The 16493-nt window shown below is 59.2% G+C and carries 17 protein-coding genes; 11 read left to right on the top strand and 6 right to left on the bottom strand.

Annotated features, from left to right (window positions below; genetic code table 11):
* Window positions 1-25: 25 nt before the first annotated feature.
* Both AOA61_RS10600 and AOA61_RS10595 read right to left on the bottom strand, forming a co-directional pair.
* Window positions 26-1705: a GspE/PulE family protein gene (locus AOA61_RS10600; protein WP_099601727.1), complete on the bottom strand. Its 1680-nt coding sequence runs from the start codon at window positions 1703-1705 to the stop codon at window positions 26-28.
* 83 nt (window positions 1706-1788) lie between these two features.
* Window positions 1789-2127 carry a hypothetical protein gene (locus AOA61_RS10595; RefSeq protein ID WP_032884268.1) on the bottom strand — a complete coding sequence of 113 codons (339 nt, stop codon included), beginning with the start codon at window positions 2125-2127 and terminating at the stop codon, window positions 1789-1791.
* A gap of 127 nt (window positions 2128-2254) precedes the next feature.
* Here AOA61_RS10595 and AOA61_RS10590 point away from each other — a divergent pair, with 127 nt between their 5' ends.
* Window positions 2255-2719 carry an Lrp/AsnC family transcriptional regulator gene (locus AOA61_RS10590; RefSeq protein WP_032884266.1) on the top strand — a complete coding sequence of 155 codons (465 nt, stop codon included), beginning with the start codon at window positions 2255-2257 and terminating at the stop codon, window positions 2717-2719.
* Window positions 2720-2807: 88 nt separating this feature from the next.
* On the opposite strand, the gene AOA61_RS10585 is transcribed toward AOA61_RS10590, so the two are convergent.
* Window positions 2808-4175 (bottom strand): inorganic triphosphatase, encoded by a 1368-nt coding sequence (locus AOA61_RS10585; RefSeq protein WP_099601726.1) that lies wholly within the window; start codon window positions 4173-4175, stop codon window positions 2808-2810.
* Between the two features lie 158 nt (window positions 4176-4333).
* Between AOA61_RS10585 and argE the strand changes: the two genes are divergently transcribed.
* Both argE and argA read left to right on the top strand, forming a co-directional pair.
* The gene (gene argE / locus AOA61_RS10580; protein ID WP_099601725.1) at window positions 4334-5482 is read left to right on the top strand and encodes an acetylornithine deacetylase; all 1149 of its coding nucleotides are present in this window, start codon (window positions 4334-4336) and stop codon (window positions 5480-5482) included.
* A gap of 135 nt (window positions 5483-5617) precedes the next feature.
* On the top strand, window positions 5618-6919 hold the full coding sequence (argA, locus tag AOA61_RS10575; protein WP_099601724.1) for an amino-acid N-acetyltransferase: 1302 nt from the start codon (window positions 5618-5620) through the stop codon (window positions 6917-6919).
* A 132-nt stretch (window positions 6920-7051) separates the two neighbouring features.
* Here argA and tauA read toward each other — a convergent pair whose 3' ends face one another.
* Window positions 7052-8038 (bottom strand): taurine ABC transporter substrate-binding protein, encoded by a 987-nt coding sequence (gene tauA, locus AOA61_RS10570; RefSeq protein ID WP_095185165.1) that lies wholly within the window; start codon window positions 8036-8038, stop codon window positions 7052-7054.
* Between the two features lie 370 nt (window positions 8039-8408).
* On the opposite strand from tauA, the gene AOA61_RS10565 reads away from it, so the two are divergent.
* Together AOA61_RS10565 and AOA61_RS10560 are read left to right on the top strand one after the other, a co-directional pair.
* Entirely contained in the window at window positions 8409-9809 is a 1401-nt protein-coding gene (locus AOA61_RS10565; protein WP_099601723.1) for an OprD family porin, read from the top strand.
* 293 nt (window positions 9810-10102) lie between these two features.
* A complete protein-coding gene (locus AOA61_RS10560) occupies window positions 10103-10741 on the top strand; it encodes a peroxiredoxin (RefSeq protein WP_099601722.1) in 639 nt (212 codons plus the stop codon).
* A 124-nt stretch (window positions 10742-10865) separates the two neighbouring features.
* Here the strand turns inward: AOA61_RS10560 and AOA61_RS30880 are convergent, their stop codons facing one another.
* On the bottom strand, window positions 10866-11063 hold the full coding sequence (locus AOA61_RS30880) for a hypothetical protein (protein WP_143521203.1): 198 nt from the start codon (window positions 11061-11063) through the stop codon (window positions 10866-10868).
* On the opposite strand from AOA61_RS30880, the gene ssuE reads away from it, so the two are divergent.
* From ssuE to AOA61_RS10530, 6 genes are all read left to right on the top strand, one after another.
* A complete protein-coding gene (gene ssuE / locus AOA61_RS10555) occupies window positions 11062-11655 on the top strand; it encodes an NADPH-dependent FMN reductase (RefSeq protein WP_032884253.1) in 594 nt (197 codons plus the stop codon). The two genes, AOA61_RS30880 and ssuE, sit on opposite strands and share 2 nt — an antisense overlap.
* Before the next feature lie 92 nt (window positions 11656-11747).
* Entirely contained in the window at window positions 11748-12716 is a 969-nt protein-coding gene (locus AOA61_RS10550; protein ID WP_032884251.1) for a sulfonate ABC transporter substrate-binding protein, read from the top strand.
* Between the two features lie 25 nt (window positions 12717-12741).
* Window positions 12742-13890, top strand: coding sequence for an FMNH2-dependent alkanesulfonate monooxygenase (gene ssuD, locus AOA61_RS10545; RefSeq protein ID WP_099601721.1), 1149 nt, complete (start codon window positions 12742-12744; stop codon window positions 13888-13890).
* Window positions 13891-13899: 9 nt separating this feature from the next.
* Entirely contained in the window at window positions 13900-14688 is a 789-nt protein-coding gene (gene ssuC / locus AOA61_RS10540) for an aliphatic sulfonate ABC transporter permease SsuC (RefSeq protein ID WP_032884249.1), read from the top strand.
* Window positions 14685-15491 (top strand): aliphatic sulfonates ABC transporter ATP-binding protein, encoded by an 807-nt coding sequence (gene ssuB, locus AOA61_RS10535; protein ID WP_032884247.1) that lies wholly within the window; start codon window positions 14685-14687, stop codon window positions 15489-15491. Before ssuC ends, ssuB begins: the two co-directional genes overlap by 4 nt.
* Window positions 15492-15519: 28 nt before the next feature.
* Complete coding sequence (locus AOA61_RS10530) at window positions 15520-15735, top strand: molybdopterin-binding protein (RefSeq protein WP_003176783.1); 216 nt, start codon at window positions 15520-15522, stop codon at window positions 15733-15735.
* A 128-nt stretch (window positions 15736-15863) separates the two neighbouring features.
* On the opposite strand, the gene AOA61_RS10525 is transcribed toward AOA61_RS10530, so the two are convergent.
* Window positions 15864-16493, bottom strand: coding sequence for a TetR/AcrR family transcriptional regulator (locus AOA61_RS10525; protein ID WP_032884245.1), 630 nt, complete (start codon window positions 16491-16493; stop codon window positions 15864-15866).

Genomic DNA, 16493 nt, shown 5'->3' with positions numbered 1-16493 from the left:
GGTGTTGTCACAGATAAGAACGATTTCAGCGCGCCGTAACCAAAGGATTTGTTACCGAATCCCCAGGCGTTACTCGCAACACTTCGGCCATCGTGGTCAGCCCCGCTTGCGTCTTCCTCAATCCGGCCATGCGCAGGCTGCACATGCCTTGCGCAATGGCTGCCTGGCGTAGGGTTTGCACGTCGGCGCAGGGCGTGATCAGTGCTTTGATCGACTCATTCAACACCATGATTTCGTAGACCCCTGCGCGTCCCCGGTACCCGCTGTTCCGACATTCCGCACATCCGACGGCCTCATGGACATCGCCCGTCGAGCGCTTGCAATGGGGGCACAGCACTCGTACCAAGCGCTGCGCCATAACACCCAACAAGGTGGCCTTGATCAAATAATGAGCGATGCCCAGTTCCTGCAAGCGGCTAATGGCGCTGGGCGCATCGTTGGTGTGCAGCGTCGAGAGGACCAAGTGCCCGGTCAGTGCGGCCTGGATAGCCATTTCTGCGGTTTCCTGGTCGCGAATCTCGCCGATCATGATGATGTCCGGATCTTGGCGCAGCAGAGCGCGGATGCCGCTGGCGAAGGTCAGGTCGATGTTGTGCTGCACCTGCATCTGGTTAAAGGCCGGCTCGACCATCTCGATCGGATCTTCCACCGTGCACAGGTTGACCTCCTGGGTCGCCAGTTGCTTGAGCGTGGTGTAAAGAGTGCTGGTCTTGCCTGAGCCGGTAGGACCGGTGACGAGGATGATGCCGTTGGTCTGGCGCGTCATCGCGTGCCAGCGGTGCTGGTCCTCGGTGGATAAACCCAACTGGTCAAAATCCTTGAGCAGCACCTGGGGGTCGAAAATCCGCATCACCAGTTTCTCGCCGAAGGCTGTGGGCAAGGTCGACAGACGCAACTCAACTTCTGCGCCCGTCGGGCTTTTGGTCTTGACCCGGCCATCCTGGGGCTTGCGCTTTTCTGCCACGTTCATCCGCCCCAGGCTTTTCAGGCGGCTGACCACCGCCATCGTCACCTGGGGTGGAAATTGATAGACGTCGTGCAGCAACCCATCAATGCGAAAACGTACCCGACCCTGCTCACTGCCAGGCTCGATATGAATATCGCTGGCCCGCTGTGCGAAGGCGTACTGCAACAGCCAGTCGACGATATTAACGATATGTGCGTCATTGGCGTCCGGCTCTTGGTCGCTGGCGCCAAGGTTCAGCAACTCGAAGTTACCCGGCACCGCGACCTTTTGATCGGCCCCGCTGACGGACTTCGCCAGCCGGTAAAACTCGCTGATACACCGCTGGATGTCCTGGGGGTTTGCAACCACTCGCTTGATCGAACGCTTGAGTACTTGCGCCAGTCCGGATTCCCAACTGCTGACGTGGGGCTGGGCGCTGGCGACGGTAACGGTATGCGCATCCACGGCCACGGCAAGAATGGCGTGGCGCTGGGCGAACGCGTGGGACATCAGTGGCACCACTGTTGCGACATCTATTTTCAACGGGTCGATACGCAGATAAGGTTGCCGGGCACGCTGGGCAAGCCATTGGGTCAGGGTTTCCAGGGAAGGCCCATGGGCGGCGATACGCTCCAATGGGTGTTGAGCGTTGTCGGGGTGCGCCGCCGATAACCGCTGCGCGGCGTCGGGAGTGATCAAACCTTCCTCCACCAAGGCCGGCAGCAACGCATGCAGTTCCAATCGCTGATCAACAGACATGAAGGTGTTCCTGGGTAGCCTTGGACGAAATTTCAGGCTAGTCAGCTCCCGAGTTTCATCCTCCCAGTGTGTGTTGCAGGTCTTTACTGAGCGGCTGCAACCACCGCTATAGGCCCCACGGAATCAGCTGACCACATGTCCAGCGCGCACACGCTGATCAGGTTTCGAATCTTTTCACCGATGACTTGGGCCCGATGCCAGCTCAGGCCATCGATCACGATGTCGATGTTCAGCAGGTCGTCTTCCCGATTCACGGCGACGTGCCGAGGCGTCAGAAACTGCAACGCAAAATAGTTGAGTACTCGGCACAACACATCGGGCTCCGCCTCGGCAACGATCTGGTAGTGCGCCTGGCAATGGGCGCTGGTGACAGCCCACGCATCGGCGCGCGCAGCAGGTTGGATGGTTTCGACGGCGTGCATGCTGACTCTCCAGATTCGATGGAAGGAATTTTTACATTCGCCAGCGGAGATTTCTTATCTAAGATGGGCATGTTTTGCTAAAAATCGAATAGATCAATTCGAGTTCGATTCAATAATAGGTATTTCTATGCATAGCGAGTTAGACGCTTACGACCGTCGCATCCTGGCCCTGTTGCAGGAGGACGCTTCGCTTTCCAGTGCACAGATTGCCGAACAGGTGGGTTTGTCCCAGTCGCCATGCTGGCGACGAATCCAGCGGCTGAAGGAGGAAGGTGTGATCCGCGGGCAGGTGACGTTGTTGGATCGCAAGAAGATCGGCCTCAACACGCAGATTTTTGCCGAGGTCAAACTCAACGCCCACGGCCGATCCAACTTCACTGAGTTCACCGATGCGATTCGCGGCTTTCCGGAAGTGTTGGAGTGCTATGTGCTAATGGGGGCGGTGGATTTTCTGCTGCGCATCGTGACGTCGGACATCGAGGCGTACGAGCGGTTTTTCTTTGAGAAATTGTCGATGGTGCCGGGGATTCAGGAGGTGAATTCGATTGTGGCGTTGTCGGAAATCAAGTCCACCACTTCCCTGCCAGTCTAGCGCTGACAGCGGGGGCTTCATCGGGGGCAAGCCCCCCACAGTTGAAACGCGTCCAAATGTGGGAGGGGCTTGCCCCCCGATGGTGGTATTACAGACGCAGAAGAGTCTTCCAGGCACGGTTCTGATACACCGCAATCGCCTGATGCATACGCGCATCCAGCGATTCATCAGTGATCGGCTGGTTGGCCAATTGCGCCAACTTGTTCAGTTCGCCGTACAAACGGTCCAGCTCAGGAATATCCACCACGTTACGCGCATGGTGCAGCCAGGCCTGGATGCGTTCGATACGCGGCAGTTGCTCGGCCAGGTCTTCCGGTTGTTGCTGGTAGCGCGGCAGTTGCAGGGCGACGGCATCTTCTGCCAACAGGCGTGGCAGCCAGTTGGTGATTTGCGCAGCGCCCTGACGGTTGCCACGCACGTTGCGGTCGGCGGTCCAAGTGCGGGCGAGCAGCCATCGCGACAGGTTCAGTGAGAACAGGCCCCAACGCACGTCTTCCAACTCTTCGACGAATTGCTCCGGTGCGGCTTTGCGGATGTCTTCATCGTCGTCACCGGCTTGTACCAGTGGGCGCCAATCTTCCAGCAAGGCATCAAGTACGCTGCGCAGGTCGCTGGTGGATTGACGCGGTGCGGCCTGGCCGAGGCTGCCGATCAGGGCGCGCAATTCGCCGAGGTTGTCGACCCAGTCTTGCAGCAGGCGCCAGTGGCCATTGAAGCGATATTGTTCGGCCAGGCGTTGGCTGCTGCCCAACAGGTGCCACATGATCGCGGCAAAGGCGTCGTCCAACGGCATTTCGGCGTGGATCTGCGGCGCCGGCAGGCTCAGGGAGTAGCTGCTGGCGTCGTACAGGCGATAGCCGCGCTCGGCCTTGCTGATATCGCACGGCATCAGGGCAAGCGTCGCGGCCAGTTCAGCGGCCAGCTCCAGCAAGGCCGCTGGTTCGCCTTCGCGCAGTTCCAACTCCAGCTCGCAGATTTCTTCTTTCTGTTTGCCGACCACCACGTGGCCCAAGTCCAGGGCGGCTTCGATCACGACTTTGGCCTTACCGCGGCCCCAGGCGATTTCAGCGCGTTCACGCACGAAGTCGGTGGTGAAGATCGGCTTGAGGGTCTTCTTGTCCAGCTCGGCCAATTGCTCGGGCCAGCATTCGCCGTCGAGTTTCTTCACGTCGAGCTTGGCTTTGGGCAGGTCCCAGTTGTACTCATTGCGTTCCGACAAACCGGCGACGCTTTGGCCACGGGTCTTGAGGGTCTGGATAATGTCGTCACCGTCTTTGCGCAGGCGCAGGGCGACTTTTGCCTGGGCCAGGTCGCGCTCGGGGGTGTCAAAGTACTGGTTCATCAACTCACGGCGTTCCCAGCCACTTTTGTTGCGTTTTTTCAGTAACGGGTGCTCACGCAGCGCGGCGAGTGTTTCGCGGCTGACGCGTAGCTTGATTTCGGTTTCTTTCTGCATGGCCGGAAAATCCAGGATCGGGAGCGCAGCCGGGGAAAAGTGTGGCTGCCAAGGTCGTGCAGTGTACAGGACTGAGCCCGGCAACGTGCCGCAACGGTTTATTGTGTCGTGCAGATGGCTCTATAGTGGGGCTCATCCGGGAAGTTGAGAGACCGCGCATGCCGTTACCGTCCATGAAAGAGCAGTTTGCCGCCTTGATTGCCGCGCCGTCGGTCAGTTGCACCCAAACGTCTCTCGACCAGACCAACCGGCCCGTGATCGATTTGCTCGCCAGTTGGCTGGGTGATCTGGGTTTTGCCATCGACATCCAGCAAGTCAGCCCCGGCAAGTTCAACCTCTTGGCCACCTTCGGCAGCGGCCCCGGTGGACTGGTGCTGGCCGGTCATAGCGACACCGTCCCTTATGACGCCGCCCTGTGGAAAACCGACCCGCTCAAGCTGACGGAAGTCGACGGCCGCTGGGTAGGATTGGGTAGTTGCGACATGAAGGGCTTTTTCGCCCTGGCCATCGAAGCCGTGCTGCCGCTGCTGGACCAACCGTTCAAGCAACCGCTACTGATCCTCGCCACCTGCGACGAAGAAAGCTCCATGTCCGGCGCCCGCGCGCTGGCCGAAGCCGGGCGCCCTCTGGGCCGTGCGGCGGTGATCGGCGAGCCCACCGGGCTCAAGCCGATCCGCCTGCACAAGGGCGTGATGATGGAGCGCATCGACATCCTTGGGCGCAGCGGCCACTCGTCGGATCCAAGCCTGGGCCACAGCGCCCTCGAAGCCATGCACGATGCCATCGGCGAGTTGCGTGGCCTGCGCCTGGCCTGGCAGCGCGAGTACCGCAACCCGCAATTCAGCGTACCGCAGCCGACCATGAACTTCGGCTGTATCCACGGCGGCGACAACCCGAACCGCATCTGCGGTCAGTGCTCCCTGGAGTTCGACCTGCGGCCCTTGCCGGGCATGGACCCACAGGTGTTGCGTGCAGCCATCCGGCAGAAGCTCGAACCCTTGGCCGAGCGGCATCAGGTCAAGATCGACTATGCGCCGCTGTTCCCCGAGGTGCCGCCGTTCGAACAATCGGAAGACGCCGAACTGGTGCGGGTTGCGGAACGATTGACCGGTCATCGTGCCGAAGCAGTAGCGTTCGGCACCGAAGCGCCTTATCTTCAGCGCCTTGGTTGTGAAACCCTGGTGCTTGGCCCTGGCGACATCGCCTGCGCCCACCAACCGGGTGAGTACCTCGAAATGTCACGCTTGACGCCTACAGTGCGTCTATTGCGGGAACTGATCGACCATTACTGCCTGAAACCTGCATAAATTAACCCCAGCCTATTCGTACATAGAAGGAGAGCGAGCGTGTCGCCAAGCCTGTTCCGACGATAACCATCAGCCCGCTGTGCGTTTTCACGATTCATCCTTTTTTGGCTGCTTTTTATTACAGGCCCAGGTGTTATGCCCGAATACGTCAATTGGCTTCGTCACGCTTCGCCCTACATCAACGCCCACCGCGACTGCACTTTTGTAGTCATGCTGCCTGGCGACGGTGTGGACCATCCCAACTTCGGCAATATCGTCCACGACCTGGTGCTGCTGCACAGCCTGGGCGTGCGGTTGGTGCTGGTTCATGGCTCGCGCCCACAGATCGAAGCGCGCCTTGAAGCGCGCGGCCTGATCCCGGCTTATCACGAAGGTATGCGTATCACCGACGCGCCGACGCTGGAATGCGTTATCGACGCCGTCGGCCACCTGCGTATCGCTATTGAAGCGCGCTTGTCGATGGACATGGCCTCGTCGCCGATGCAAGGCTCGCGCCTGCGCGTGGCCAGCGGCAATCTCGTGACCGCGCGCCCGATCGGCGTGTTGGAAGGCGTGGACTATCACCACACCGGCGAAGTGCGTCGGGTCGACCGCAAAGGTATTAATCGCCTGCTGGACGAGCGCTCCATCGTGCTGCTGTCGCCATTGGGTTACTCGCCTACCGGTGAAATCTTCAACCTGGCCTGCGAAGACGTCGCCACCCGCGCCGCCATCGACCTGGGAGCCGACAAACTGTTGCTGTTCGGCGCCGACCTCGGCCTGATCGATGAAAATGGCCGGTTGGTGCGCGAACTGCGTCCGCAACAAGTACCGGCTCACCTGCAACGCCTGGGCGGTAGCAACTACCAGGCCGAACTGCTCGATGCCGCGGCCGAGGCTTGCCGGGGCGGGGTAGGGCGCAGCCATATCGTCAGCTACGCCGAAGATGGCGCGCTGCTCACCGAACTGTTTACACGCGATGGCGGCGGCACGCTGGTGGCCCAGGAGCAATTCGAACTGGTGCGCGAAGCGGCGATCGAAGACGTCGGTGGTTTGCTTGATCTGATCAGCCCGCTGGAAGAGCAGGGCATCCTGGTCCGCCGTTCGCGGGAAGTGCTGGAGCGTGAAATCGAGCAGTTCAGCGTGGTCGAGCGCGAAGGCATGATCATCGCCTGTGCGGCGCTTTATCAGATTGCCGATTCGGATGCGGGTGAGCTGGCGTGCCTGGCGGTGAACCCGGAGTATCGCCATGGCGGTCGTGGTGATGAGTTACTCGAGCGCATCGAAACACGCGCCCGTGCCCAAGGCTTGAAGACCTTGTTCGTCCTCACCACTCGCACCGCGCACTGGTTCCGTGAGCGTGGTTTTGTACCGAGTACTGTGGACCGACTGCCGTCGGCGCGGGCGTCGCTGTACAACTATCAGCGTAATTCGAAGATTTTCGAAAAGGCGCTGTAAACCCGATCTTCAAAGCGCTGGAGATCCAAATGTGGGAGGGGGCTTGCTCCCGATGGCGGTGTATCAGTCAGAGAGATGTCGACTGATACACCGCCATCGGGAGCAAGCCCCCTCCCACGTTTTTTACCGAGTTTAGTCTTTGATGAATTTGTCGGTCACAAAGGCTGAATAGTCCGGTAGCACCGTCTCAACCTTCCCCTGCTCCTTCAAGAATTTCGCTGTCTCCCCAATCGCCTTCGCCGTGCCGCCTTTGAGCAGTGCATCGGTTTGCTGCGCTTGGGCATCCGGGAATGTGGTGCCTGCCAGCAGCTCGGGAATGTCCGCGGCATTAGAGCCTGTCAATTTGGCGATTTTCTGCACCGGCTCCGAGTCCACCGTCCAGCTGTCTTTATGGGCGGCATAATCGGCGAACGCGTCCAGGGTCACCTTGGCAAACTTGGCCACTGCCTCAGGATGTTTCTCCGCAAAATCCTTGCGCGCCACCCAGACTTCAAACGTCGGAGCACCCCACTGGCCCACCTGGGCCGCGTCAGTCAGGGTTTTGCCGGTCTTGCGGATTTCTCCCAGCGCAGGCGACCACACGAAGGCTCCATCGATATCCCCACGTTTCCACGCAGCGGCAATTTCAGCCGGTTGCAGGTTGACCACTTTGACTTGCTTGGTGTCCAGACCCCAGTGCTTCAAGGCGCCGAGCAGGCTGTAATGAGACGTCGAGACAAAGGGCGTCGCGATCGTCTTGCCGATCAAGTCTTCGGGTTTATCGATGCCGCTGCCGTTGCGAACTACCAGGGCTTCAGAACTATTGATCTGCGCCGATACGATGAACGCGACGATGGGTAGATTGCGCGAGGCAGCAGCTGCCAGGGGGCTGGACCCGAGGTTGCCGATTTGCACATCGCCGGAGGCGATGGCTGTTACGACTTCCGGACCACTGTTGAAGCGGCGCCAGGCAATCTTCTCGCCAATGGCCTTTTCATAGGCGCCATCGGCCTGTGGGACCTTGCTGGGATCGATACCGGTTTGGTAGCCGATGGTCAAATCGGCGGCTTGGACAGCAAAAGAAACTATTAGTGACACAAAAACTGTAACAAATTGACGGGAGGATATGCGTTTGGCCATGATGGCGTCGCCTTTTTGATCGTGGGTGACGTATGCAGCAGAGTCGTCACACTAATCGATCTAAAAAAGCGCTAATAAATACCCTTTAGGAATTAGCTTATGGAGCGGGTGGTCTATTCTGACCGGTCCTTTTCATGCAAAGGCTTATTCCCAGATCGTATGAAAAAGAATGAAATAATTCTTTTTGGGTGTATGAAAAACTCATTACCCTGCAGGGACCAAATCAACTGCGATTAGACGAAGGTAGTAGACACACAAGGTTACGATTGACTTGTCAGTCACTATCCGGTGGTAATCGCGCATCTGTGGATCGAGGGCGTCAGACCCGAGACCAAAGAAATACAAAAATTAGAAATGAGAGGAGCGGTACATGAAGAAGTCCACCTTGGCTTTGGCTGTAGCTTTGGGCGCAATCGCCCAGCACGCAGGCGCTGCCGGTTTCATCGAAGACAGCAAGGCCACACTGGGTCTGCGTAACTTCTACATCAACACTGATAACCGTGACGACGCTACCAAAGCAGCCGGCGCGCAGAACAAGTCGGAAGAGTGGGGCCAGGCTTTCGACCTGCGCTTCATCTCCGGTTACACCCAAGGCACCGTAGGCTTTGGTCTTGACGCTATCGGCCTGCTGGGCGTGCGTCTGGATTCGGGCGGCGGCACCAACGGCGCCACTGCTCCGTCGACTGGCAACGCTGGCTCTTACGGCGGCACGGTTTTCCCGAGCAAGTCCAATGGCGAAGCCGTTGATAACTACTCCAGCCTGGGCCTGACTGCCAAAGCCAAGATCTCCCAGACCGAATTGAAGCTGGGCACGCTGCAGCCAAAGCTGCCGGTTCTGGTGACCAACGATGGTCGTCTGCTGCCGCAAACCTTCCAGGGTGGCCAGATTACTACCAACGATATCAAGGACTTCACGCTGGTAGCGGGTCAGATCGAAAAGGCCAAGGGTCGTAACTCCAGCAACGTTGAAAACCTGTCCATCGCAGGTGCCAACGGTCGTACTGCTGCGGGTCGCGACAGCAACAAGTTCATCTATGCCGGTGGCGACTACAAGATCACCAAAGACCTGACTGCCCAGTACTACTACGGCAATCTGGACCAGTTCTACAAGCAACACTTCCTGGGCCTGCTGCACAACTGGGCTATCGGTCCTGGCGTGTTGAAAACCGACTTGCGCTACTTCAATAGCCGCTCTGACGGTAACAACAGCAACGACGCCAACTACTTCACCAGCGGTGACTACGGTACTAACGCCGCCGGCGCTAATATCGTCAAAGGTAAAGTCGACAACAACCTGTACAGCGGCTTGTTTCTGTACACCGTTGAAGGTCACACCTTCGGTGGCGGTTACCAGGCCAGCAACGGCAACAGTGACTTCCCGTTCCTGAACCAGGGCGATGGTGCGTCGGCTTATCTGACCACTGACTCGCAGATTGCCAAGTTTGCCCGTGCTGGCGAACGTACCTGGCAAGCTCGCTACGCGTATGACTTCGCCAAGATTGGCGTACCTGGCTTGACCGCTGGTGTGGTTTACCTGCGTGGCGACAATATCGATACCCGTGGCCGAGTGGGTGTTGCTCAGGTCCAGACAAACTCCAACGGCGCGAGCGAGTGGGAACGTGACATCACTGTTGCCTACGTCGTACCAGAAGGTCCGCTGAAGAACGTTGGCGTAGCCTGGAAAAACGCCATGTGGCGCAACGACATTGCCGGCCAGCGCAATCAGGACGAAAACCGCCTGATCGTCAGCTACTCGCTGCCACTGTTCTAGTAGCGTGAAGCTGTTGTAAGACTGTAAAAACCTTGCCCGGCGCAACGCCGGGCAAGGTGTCTTGCTTTTCAAGTCGGGCTCAACCCCCGCAAGCCCTTCCTGAACCCCTCTTTGTACAGCGTCTCAAGGCCTTCTCGACCCTTGGAAACGATGGTGCCCTTCACCGTTTCCGGCGTCCAATGAACACATTTTTAATATTCCTTTATCGTCTAGATAAATCGATATTTATTCTTTTTAAATAATCTCTAATCCATGCACAGTGGGCTCCATAAGCACTCACCAGGAGCCACACCATGAGCCTAAGACTGGGCGATATCGCCCCCGACTTCGAACAGGATTCCAGCGCCGGCAAGATTCGTTTCCACGAATGGTTGGGCGATAGCTGGGGTGTGTTGTTTTCCCATCCGGCGGACTTCACCCCGGTGTGCACCACCGAGCTTGGTTTTACCGCCAAGCTCAAGGATGAATTCGCCCAGCGCGGCGTCAAAGCCATCGCCCTGTCGGTCGACCCGGTGGATTCGCACCACAAGTGGATCGAAGACATCAACGAAACCCAGAACACTATCGTCAACTTCCCGATCCTCGCCGACGCCGACCGCAAGGTTTCGGACCTCTACGACCTGATCCACCCAAACGCCAGTGACACCCTCACCGTACGTTCCTTGTTCGTGATCGACCCGAACAAAAAGATTCGCCTGACCATCACTTATCCGGCCAGTACGGGTCGCAACTTCCACGAAATCCTGCGGGTCATCGACTCGCTGCAACTGACCGACAACTACAAAGTCGCCACTCCCGCCAACTGGCAGGACGGTGATGAAGTGGTGATCGTGCCGTCGCTCAAGGATGAGGAAGAGATCAAGAAGCGCTTTCCGAAGGGTTATCGGGCGGTGAAGCCGTATCTGCGGCTTACTCCACAGCCCAATCGTTAGCACATAACTGTGTGGGAGGGGCTTGCCCTCGATTTCGGTGGATCAGCCAATTCGTTGGTCACTGACACACCGTAATCGGGAGCAAGCCACCACATTTTGACTGCATTTCAAGTTGCAAACCGAATCACATAGCAGGGGTTTTCAGGCCGTTTTTACGGCCTTTTTTTTCGCCTGGCGGTTTACGAACTACATATGCATTTAAAGAATAAACAAATGAAAAAATAAGATTTATAGATATATAAATCTGCTGATAAGGTCTGTCACATATTGGCGCCATCGCCGCACAGCGAACCGCCGGCACTTGCTCAAGGAATTCCTGCATGTTGGTCGTAACACTTGGAGGCAGTCCCAGCCAGCGTTCCCGCTCCGGGGTCTTGCTGGAAAAAACCCGTCAATGGTTGCAAGACAAAGGCGTTGAAGTGGTGAGTTATCAGGTACGGGACTTCCCGGCCGAAGACTTGCTGCACGCGCGCTTCGATAGCCCCAAGGTCATCGACTTGCTGCAACAGGTGGCTAATGCAGATGGCCTGGTGATCGCCACGCCGGTGTACAAGGCTTCGTTCTCGGGTGCGCTGAAAACCGTGCTCGACCTGCTGCCCGAACGCGCCCTGGCCCACAAGATCGTATTGCCGATGGCAACCGGCGGCAGCATCGCCCATATGTTGGCGGTGGACTACGCGCTCAAGCCAGTGTTGTCGGCGTTGAAAGCCCAGGAATTGCTCCACGGCATTTTTGCCGAAGATAGCCAGATTGCTTACGCCGAAGGCAGCGCCCAGGCGCAACTGGTGCCGGTGCTTGAACACCGTTTGCATGAGGCTTTGGAAACGCTCTACAGCGCCATGGCCCGCCGCCCTAAACCGCTGGACCCCCATGTGTTGAATGACCGTTTGTTGACTGCTCGCTGGAGCATCTGAGCCTCACCCTTTAAGAAACACTCACCTTACTCAGCCGCTAACGGCCAAGCAGGTGCAGCCAAAACCCTAATCGCATATTTGGAGAGAGCGCCATGCGCACTGTCATCTTGCGTCGTGGTCTGGTCGCACTGTTTGCTGCGGCTGTGTCCTTCGGCGCCATCGTTCAAGCTCAAGCCGCCGAGACCCTGCGGATCGGCTATCAGAAATACGGCACGCTGGTGCTGCTCAAAGCCAAGGGCACCCTGGAAAAGCGCCTGGCCGCCCAGGGCGTGCAGGTGCAATGGACCGAGTTTCCCGGTGGTCCGCAACTGCTTGAAGGCCTGAACGTGGGCTCCATCGACTTCGGCGTGACCGGCGAAACCCCGCCGGTGTTCGCCCAGGCCGCCGGTGCCGATCTTCTCTACGTGGCCTACGAGCCGCCAGCGCCCACCAGTGAAGCGATCCTGGTACCGAAAGATTCGACGATCAAATCGGTGGCCGAGCTCAAGGGCAAGAAAATCGTGCTCAACAAAGGCTCCAACGTGCACTACCTGCTGGTACGTGCCCTGGAAGACGCCGGCCTCAAATACACCGATGTACAAACCGTGTTCCTGCCGCCCGCCGATGCCCGCGCCGCGTTCGAGCGTGGCAGCGTAGACGCCTGGGTGATCTGGGACCCGTACCAAGCTGCCGCCGAGAAACAATTGCAAGCCCGCACCCTGCGTGACGGCACCGGCATCGCCGACAACCATCAGTTCTACCTGGCGACCAAGCCCTACGCTGAGCAGCACCCTGAAGTCGTCAAGGCACTGATTGAAGAAGTGCGCGCCGTGGGCGAGTGGTCCAAGGCCAACCCCCAGGAAGTGACTGAACAAGTCGCGCCACTGCTCGGCCTGCCGGCGGATATCACCCTGACTTCGGTGAAACGCCAAGGCTACGGCGCGCTGTTCCTGACCCCTGAAGTGGTCGCCGCCCAGCAAAAGATCGCCGACAGTTTCTACCAACTCAAATTGATCCCCAAACCCTTGAGCATCAAGGACGTGATCTGGACGCCACCCGCCGCTGTGGCCAAAGCGCCGTAATTCGACTTCTTCAGGAGACAACTCCATGAGCCTCAATATTTTCTGGTTCCTGCCTACCCACGGCGACGGCCATTACCTTGGCACCGCCGAAGGCGCTCGCGCCGTTGATCACGGTTACCTGCAGCAAGTGGCCCAGGCCGCTGACCGCTTGGGATTCGGCGGGGTGCTGATCCCCACTGGTCGCTCCTGCGAAGACTCGTGGCTGGTGGCCGCCTCGCTGATCCCGGTGACCCAGCGTTTGAAATTCCTTGTCGCGTTGCGCCCCGGGATCATTTCCCCGACGGTGGCGGCGCGTCAGGCCGCGACCTTGGATCGACTGTCCGGCGGCCGTGCGTTATTCAACCTGGTGACCGGTGGTGACCCGGAAGAGCTGGCCGGTGATGGCTTGTTCCTCAGTCACGAAGAGCGCTATCAGGCTTCGGTGGAATTCACCCGCATCTGGCGCCGCGTGCTGGAAGGCGAAACCGTGGATTACGACGGCGAGCACATCAGCGTCAAAGGCGCCAAGTTGCTCTCCCCGCCGATCCAGCAACCGCGTCCGCCGCTGTACTTTGGCGGTTCCTCCGAAGCGGCCCAGGACCTGGCAGCCGAACAGGTGGAGATGGTGCTGACCTGGGGCGAGCCACCGGCCGCAGTCGCCGAGAAAATCGAACAGGTACGGGCCAAGGCCGCGAAACTCGGGCGCACCGTGCGCTTCGGCATTCGCCTGCATGTGATCGTGCGCGAAACCAACGATGAGGCCTGGAAAGCCGCCGACAAACTGATCTCGCACTTGGACGACGACACCATCGCCCGTGCCCAGGCTTCCTTGGCGCGCTTCGATTCCGTCGGCCAGCAGCGCATGGCTGCCTTGCATGGCGGCAACCGCGACAACCTCGAAGTCAGCCCCAACCTGTGGGCCGGTGTCGGCCTGGTGCGTGGCGGTGCGGGCACCGCGCTGGTGGGCGATGGCCCAACCGTTGCGGCGCGGGTCAAGGAGTACGCTGCGCTGGGCATCGACACCTTTATCTTCTCCGGTTATCCGCACCTGGAAGAGTCGTATCGGGTGGCTGAACTGCTGTTTCCGCACTTGGACATCGAACGTCCCGAACTGCCGAAAAGCGCCGGTTATGTCAGCCCGTTCGGTGAAATGGTCGCCAACGACATCCTTCCCAAAGCTGCGTCACAGAGCTGAGGCGGCGTTATGAACTTTGAAAAATTGAGCCATCGCGTAGCGCCTTGGGTGCTGCCGATTCTATTACTGGCGGTGTGGCAGTTGTCGGTGTCGGCGGGCTGGTTGTCGACGCGCATTCTGCCGGCGCCTAGTGCGGTGATTGAAGCCGGTGTTCACCTGGTGGCCAGCGGCGAAATCTGGACGCACTTGGCCATCAGTGGCTGGCGCGCCGGCCTGGGCTTTGTGATCGGTGGCAGCATCGGCCTGGCGCTGGGCTTTATCACCGGTTTGTCGAAATGGGGCGAGCGCCTGCTGGACAGCTCGGTGCAGATGATCCGCAACGTGCCGCACCTGGCGCTGATTCCGCTGGTGATCCTGTGGTTCGGGATTGACGAGACCGCGAAGATTTTCCTGGTCGCCCTCGGCACGTTGTTCCCGATCTACCTGAACACCTATCACGGCATCCGCAACGTCGACCCGGCGCTGGTGGAAATGTCGCGCAGCTACGGTTTGTCCGGTTTCAGCCTCTTCTGGCAAGTGATCCTGCCGGGCGCGCTGCCCTCGATTTTGGTGGGCGTGCGCTTTGCTCTGGGCTTTATGTGGTTGACGCTGATCGTTGCGGAAACCATCTCCGCCAGCTCGGGCATCGGCTATCTGGCAATGAACGCCCGTGAATTCCTGCAAACCGACGTGGTGGTACTGGCCATCGTGATGTACGCGATCCTCGGCAAACTCGCCGATCTGGCCGCGCGCGGTCTGGAGCGGGTTTGGTTGCGCTGGCATCCGGCGTATCAAGTGAATAAAGGCGGTGCGGCATGACAGCTCAACAACCTCCGCGCCTGCTGAAGGGAATTCCTCTGGCGGTGCGCAAATTGCGCAAATCTTTCGGCGCACGTGAAGTGCTCAAAGAGATTGATCTGCACATTCCGGCGGGTCAGTTCGTGGCCGTGGTCGGCCGCAGCGGTTGCGGCAAAAGTACCTTGCTGCGCCTGCTGGCCGGCCTGGACAAAGCCAGCGGCGGCGAGTTGCTGGCCGGTTCTGCGCCGCTGAGCGAAGCGATTGAAGACACGCGGTTGATGTTCCAGGAAGCACGTTTGCTGCCGTGGAAAAAGATCATCGACAACGTGGGTCTGGGGCTCACCGGCAACTGGCGCCCTAAAGCGCTGGAGGCGTTGGAAGCGGTCGGCCTGGCCGAGCGTGCCAATGAATGGCCGGCGGCTCTGTCGGGTGGCCAGAAGCAACGTGTCGCCCTGGCGCGTGCGCTGATACACCAACCGCGCCTGCTGCTGCTTGATGAACCGTTGGGGGCTCTGGATGCCCTGACTCGCATCGAGATGCAGCAACTGATCGAAAACCTTTGGCAGAAGCACGGCTTCACTGTGTTGCTGGTGACCCATGACGTCAGCGAAGCGGTGGCGATTGCCGACCGGGTGATCCTGATCGAAGACGGCGAGATCGGCCTCGATCTGATCGTTGATCTTCCACGTCCGCGTGCCCGTGGCTCACACCGCCTGGCCGCACTGGAAGCTGAAGTGCTCAACCGTGTGCTGTCGTTGCCCGGTACACCGCCGGAACCCGAACCTGTTTCACCGCTGCCTACGCAATTGCGTTGGGCTCAATAACTCACTTGTCCCGCGAAGGAAGAACACCATGACTATTAAAGCTATCAACGTGCGTAACCAGTTCAAAGGCACCATCAAGGAAATCGTAGTCGGCGACGTGCTGTCGGAAATCGACGTGCAGACCGCGTCCGGTATCGTCACTTCCGTGATCACTACTCGCTCGGTCAAAGAGCTGGAGCTGGTGATCGGCAGCGAAGTGATTGCCTTCGTGAAGTCGACTGAGGTGTCGATCGCCAAGTTGTGATCACTTGGACCGCTATCGGGAGCAAGCCCCCCTCCCACATTTTGAATGTGTTCACAGATCAATATGTGGGAGGGGCGGTGCGACGATTCGACTTGCCCCCGATGAGGCCCGCCCAGCCAACCTAGGGTTCAGCGCTTAGGCAGATACGCCGGTAAATACAGCCCCACATACGCATCAAACACCCGCATCCCTTCCTCGGCCATCCGCGGCGTAATCAGCCCATGCTGATGCACTGAGCGCGCGTAGACGCGATCACTCAGTTCCAACGCCAGCGCAAATACATCCACATCAGTCGGCAAGGTCGGCACTTCGAAGTGACGGCTGAACACCGCCAGCATCAAATCCCCTAATTCCAGATCATGCTGACGATCCGCCTGGGTTACTTCGGTCAGCCCGTGCTGGGCCAGGATCAATTGGCGCGCGGCGGCGTCGTTGCTGTAGATGGTGAGCATGCGCTGCTCGACCACGTAGGACAGGTCCCGCCAGTGCTTGAGTGAGTCATGGTCGATGGGGGCCTGGATGGCCGCGCGGAAGGCTGCGTGGACGTCAGCGGTTAATGCTTCCAGCAACGCGGGCACACTGGCGAAAAAGTGATACACCGACGACGGCGGAATCTGCGCGCGCTCGGCCACGCTGTAGATCGACAGGCCTGCCACGCCTTCGGCGGCCAGCAAGGTGCGGGCGGCGTCGAGAATCGCGTCGATCCGCGCCTGGCTGCGTGCGCGGGGTTTGCGAGGGGCGGCGGGGCGGGTGGTCAT

The organism is Pseudomonas sp. 2995-1 (genome assembly GCF_002742505.1).
Lineage (GTDB): Bacteria > Pseudomonadota > Gammaproteobacteria > Pseudomonadales > Pseudomonadaceae > Aquipseudomonas > Aquipseudomonas sivasensis.
Note: the sequence above shows the minus strand (reverse complement) of the source record. Positions and strands in the feature narration are given on the sequence as shown.

Coding starts and splice junctions, on each gene's coding strand:
- argA (WP_099601724.1), top strand. CDS start 5,618: ATGCCCGAATACGTCAATTGGCTTCGTCACGCTTCGCCCTACATCAAC.
- AOA61_RS10560 (WP_099601722.1), top strand. CDS start 10,103: ATGAGCCTAAGACTGGGCGATATCGCCCCCGACTTCGAACAGGATTCC.
- ssuB (WP_032884247.1), top strand. CDS start 14,685: ATGACAGCTCAACAACCTCCGCGCCTGCTGAAGGGAATTCCTCTGGCG.
- ssuE (WP_032884253.1), top strand. CDS start 11,062: ATGTTGGTCGTAACACTTGGAGGCAGTCCCAGCCAGCGTTCCCGCTCC.
- AOA61_RS10585 (WP_099601726.1), bottom strand. CDS start 4,175: ATGCAGAAAGAAACCGAAATCAAGCTACGCGTCAGCCGCGAAACACTC.
- AOA61_RS10600 (WP_099601727.1), bottom strand. CDS start 1,705: ATGTCTGTTGATCAGCGATTGGAACTGCATGCGTTGCTGCCGGCCTTG.
- tauA (WP_095185165.1), bottom strand. CDS start 8,038: ATGGCCAAACGCATATCCTCCCGTCAATTTGTTACAGTTTTTGTGTCA.
- argE (WP_099601725.1), top strand. CDS start 4,334: ATGCCGTTACCGTCCATGAAAGAGCAGTTTGCCGCCTTGATTGCCGCG.
- AOA61_RS30880 (WP_143521203.1), bottom strand. CDS start 11,063: ATGCAGGAATTCCTTGAGCAAGTGCCGGCGGTTCGCTGTGCGGCGATG.
- AOA61_RS10595 (WP_032884268.1), bottom strand. CDS start 2,127: ATGCACGCCGTCGAAACCATCCAACCTGCTGCGCGCGCCGATGCGTGG.
- AOA61_RS10550 (WP_032884251.1), top strand. CDS start 11,748: ATGCGCACTGTCATCTTGCGTCGTGGTCTGGTCGCACTGTTTGCTGCG.
- AOA61_RS10590 (WP_032884266.1), top strand. CDS start 2,255: ATGCATAGCGAGTTAGACGCTTACGACCGTCGCATCCTGGCCCTGTTG.
- AOA61_RS10565 (WP_099601723.1), top strand. CDS start 8,409: ATGAAGAAGTCCACCTTGGCTTTGGCTGTAGCTTTGGGCGCAATCGCC.
- AOA61_RS10525 (WP_032884245.1), bottom strand. CDS start 16,493: ATGACCACCCGCCCCGCCGCCCCTCGCAAACCCCGCGCACGCAGCCAG.
- ssuD (WP_099601721.1), top strand. CDS start 12,742: ATGAGCCTCAATATTTTCTGGTTCCTGCCTACCCACGGCGACGGCCAT.
- AOA61_RS10530 (WP_003176783.1), top strand. CDS start 15,520: ATGACTATTAAAGCTATCAACGTGCGTAACCAGTTCAAAGGCACCATC.
- ssuC (WP_032884249.1), top strand. CDS start 13,900: ATGAACTTTGAAAAATTGAGCCATCGCGTAGCGCCTTGGGTGCTGCCG.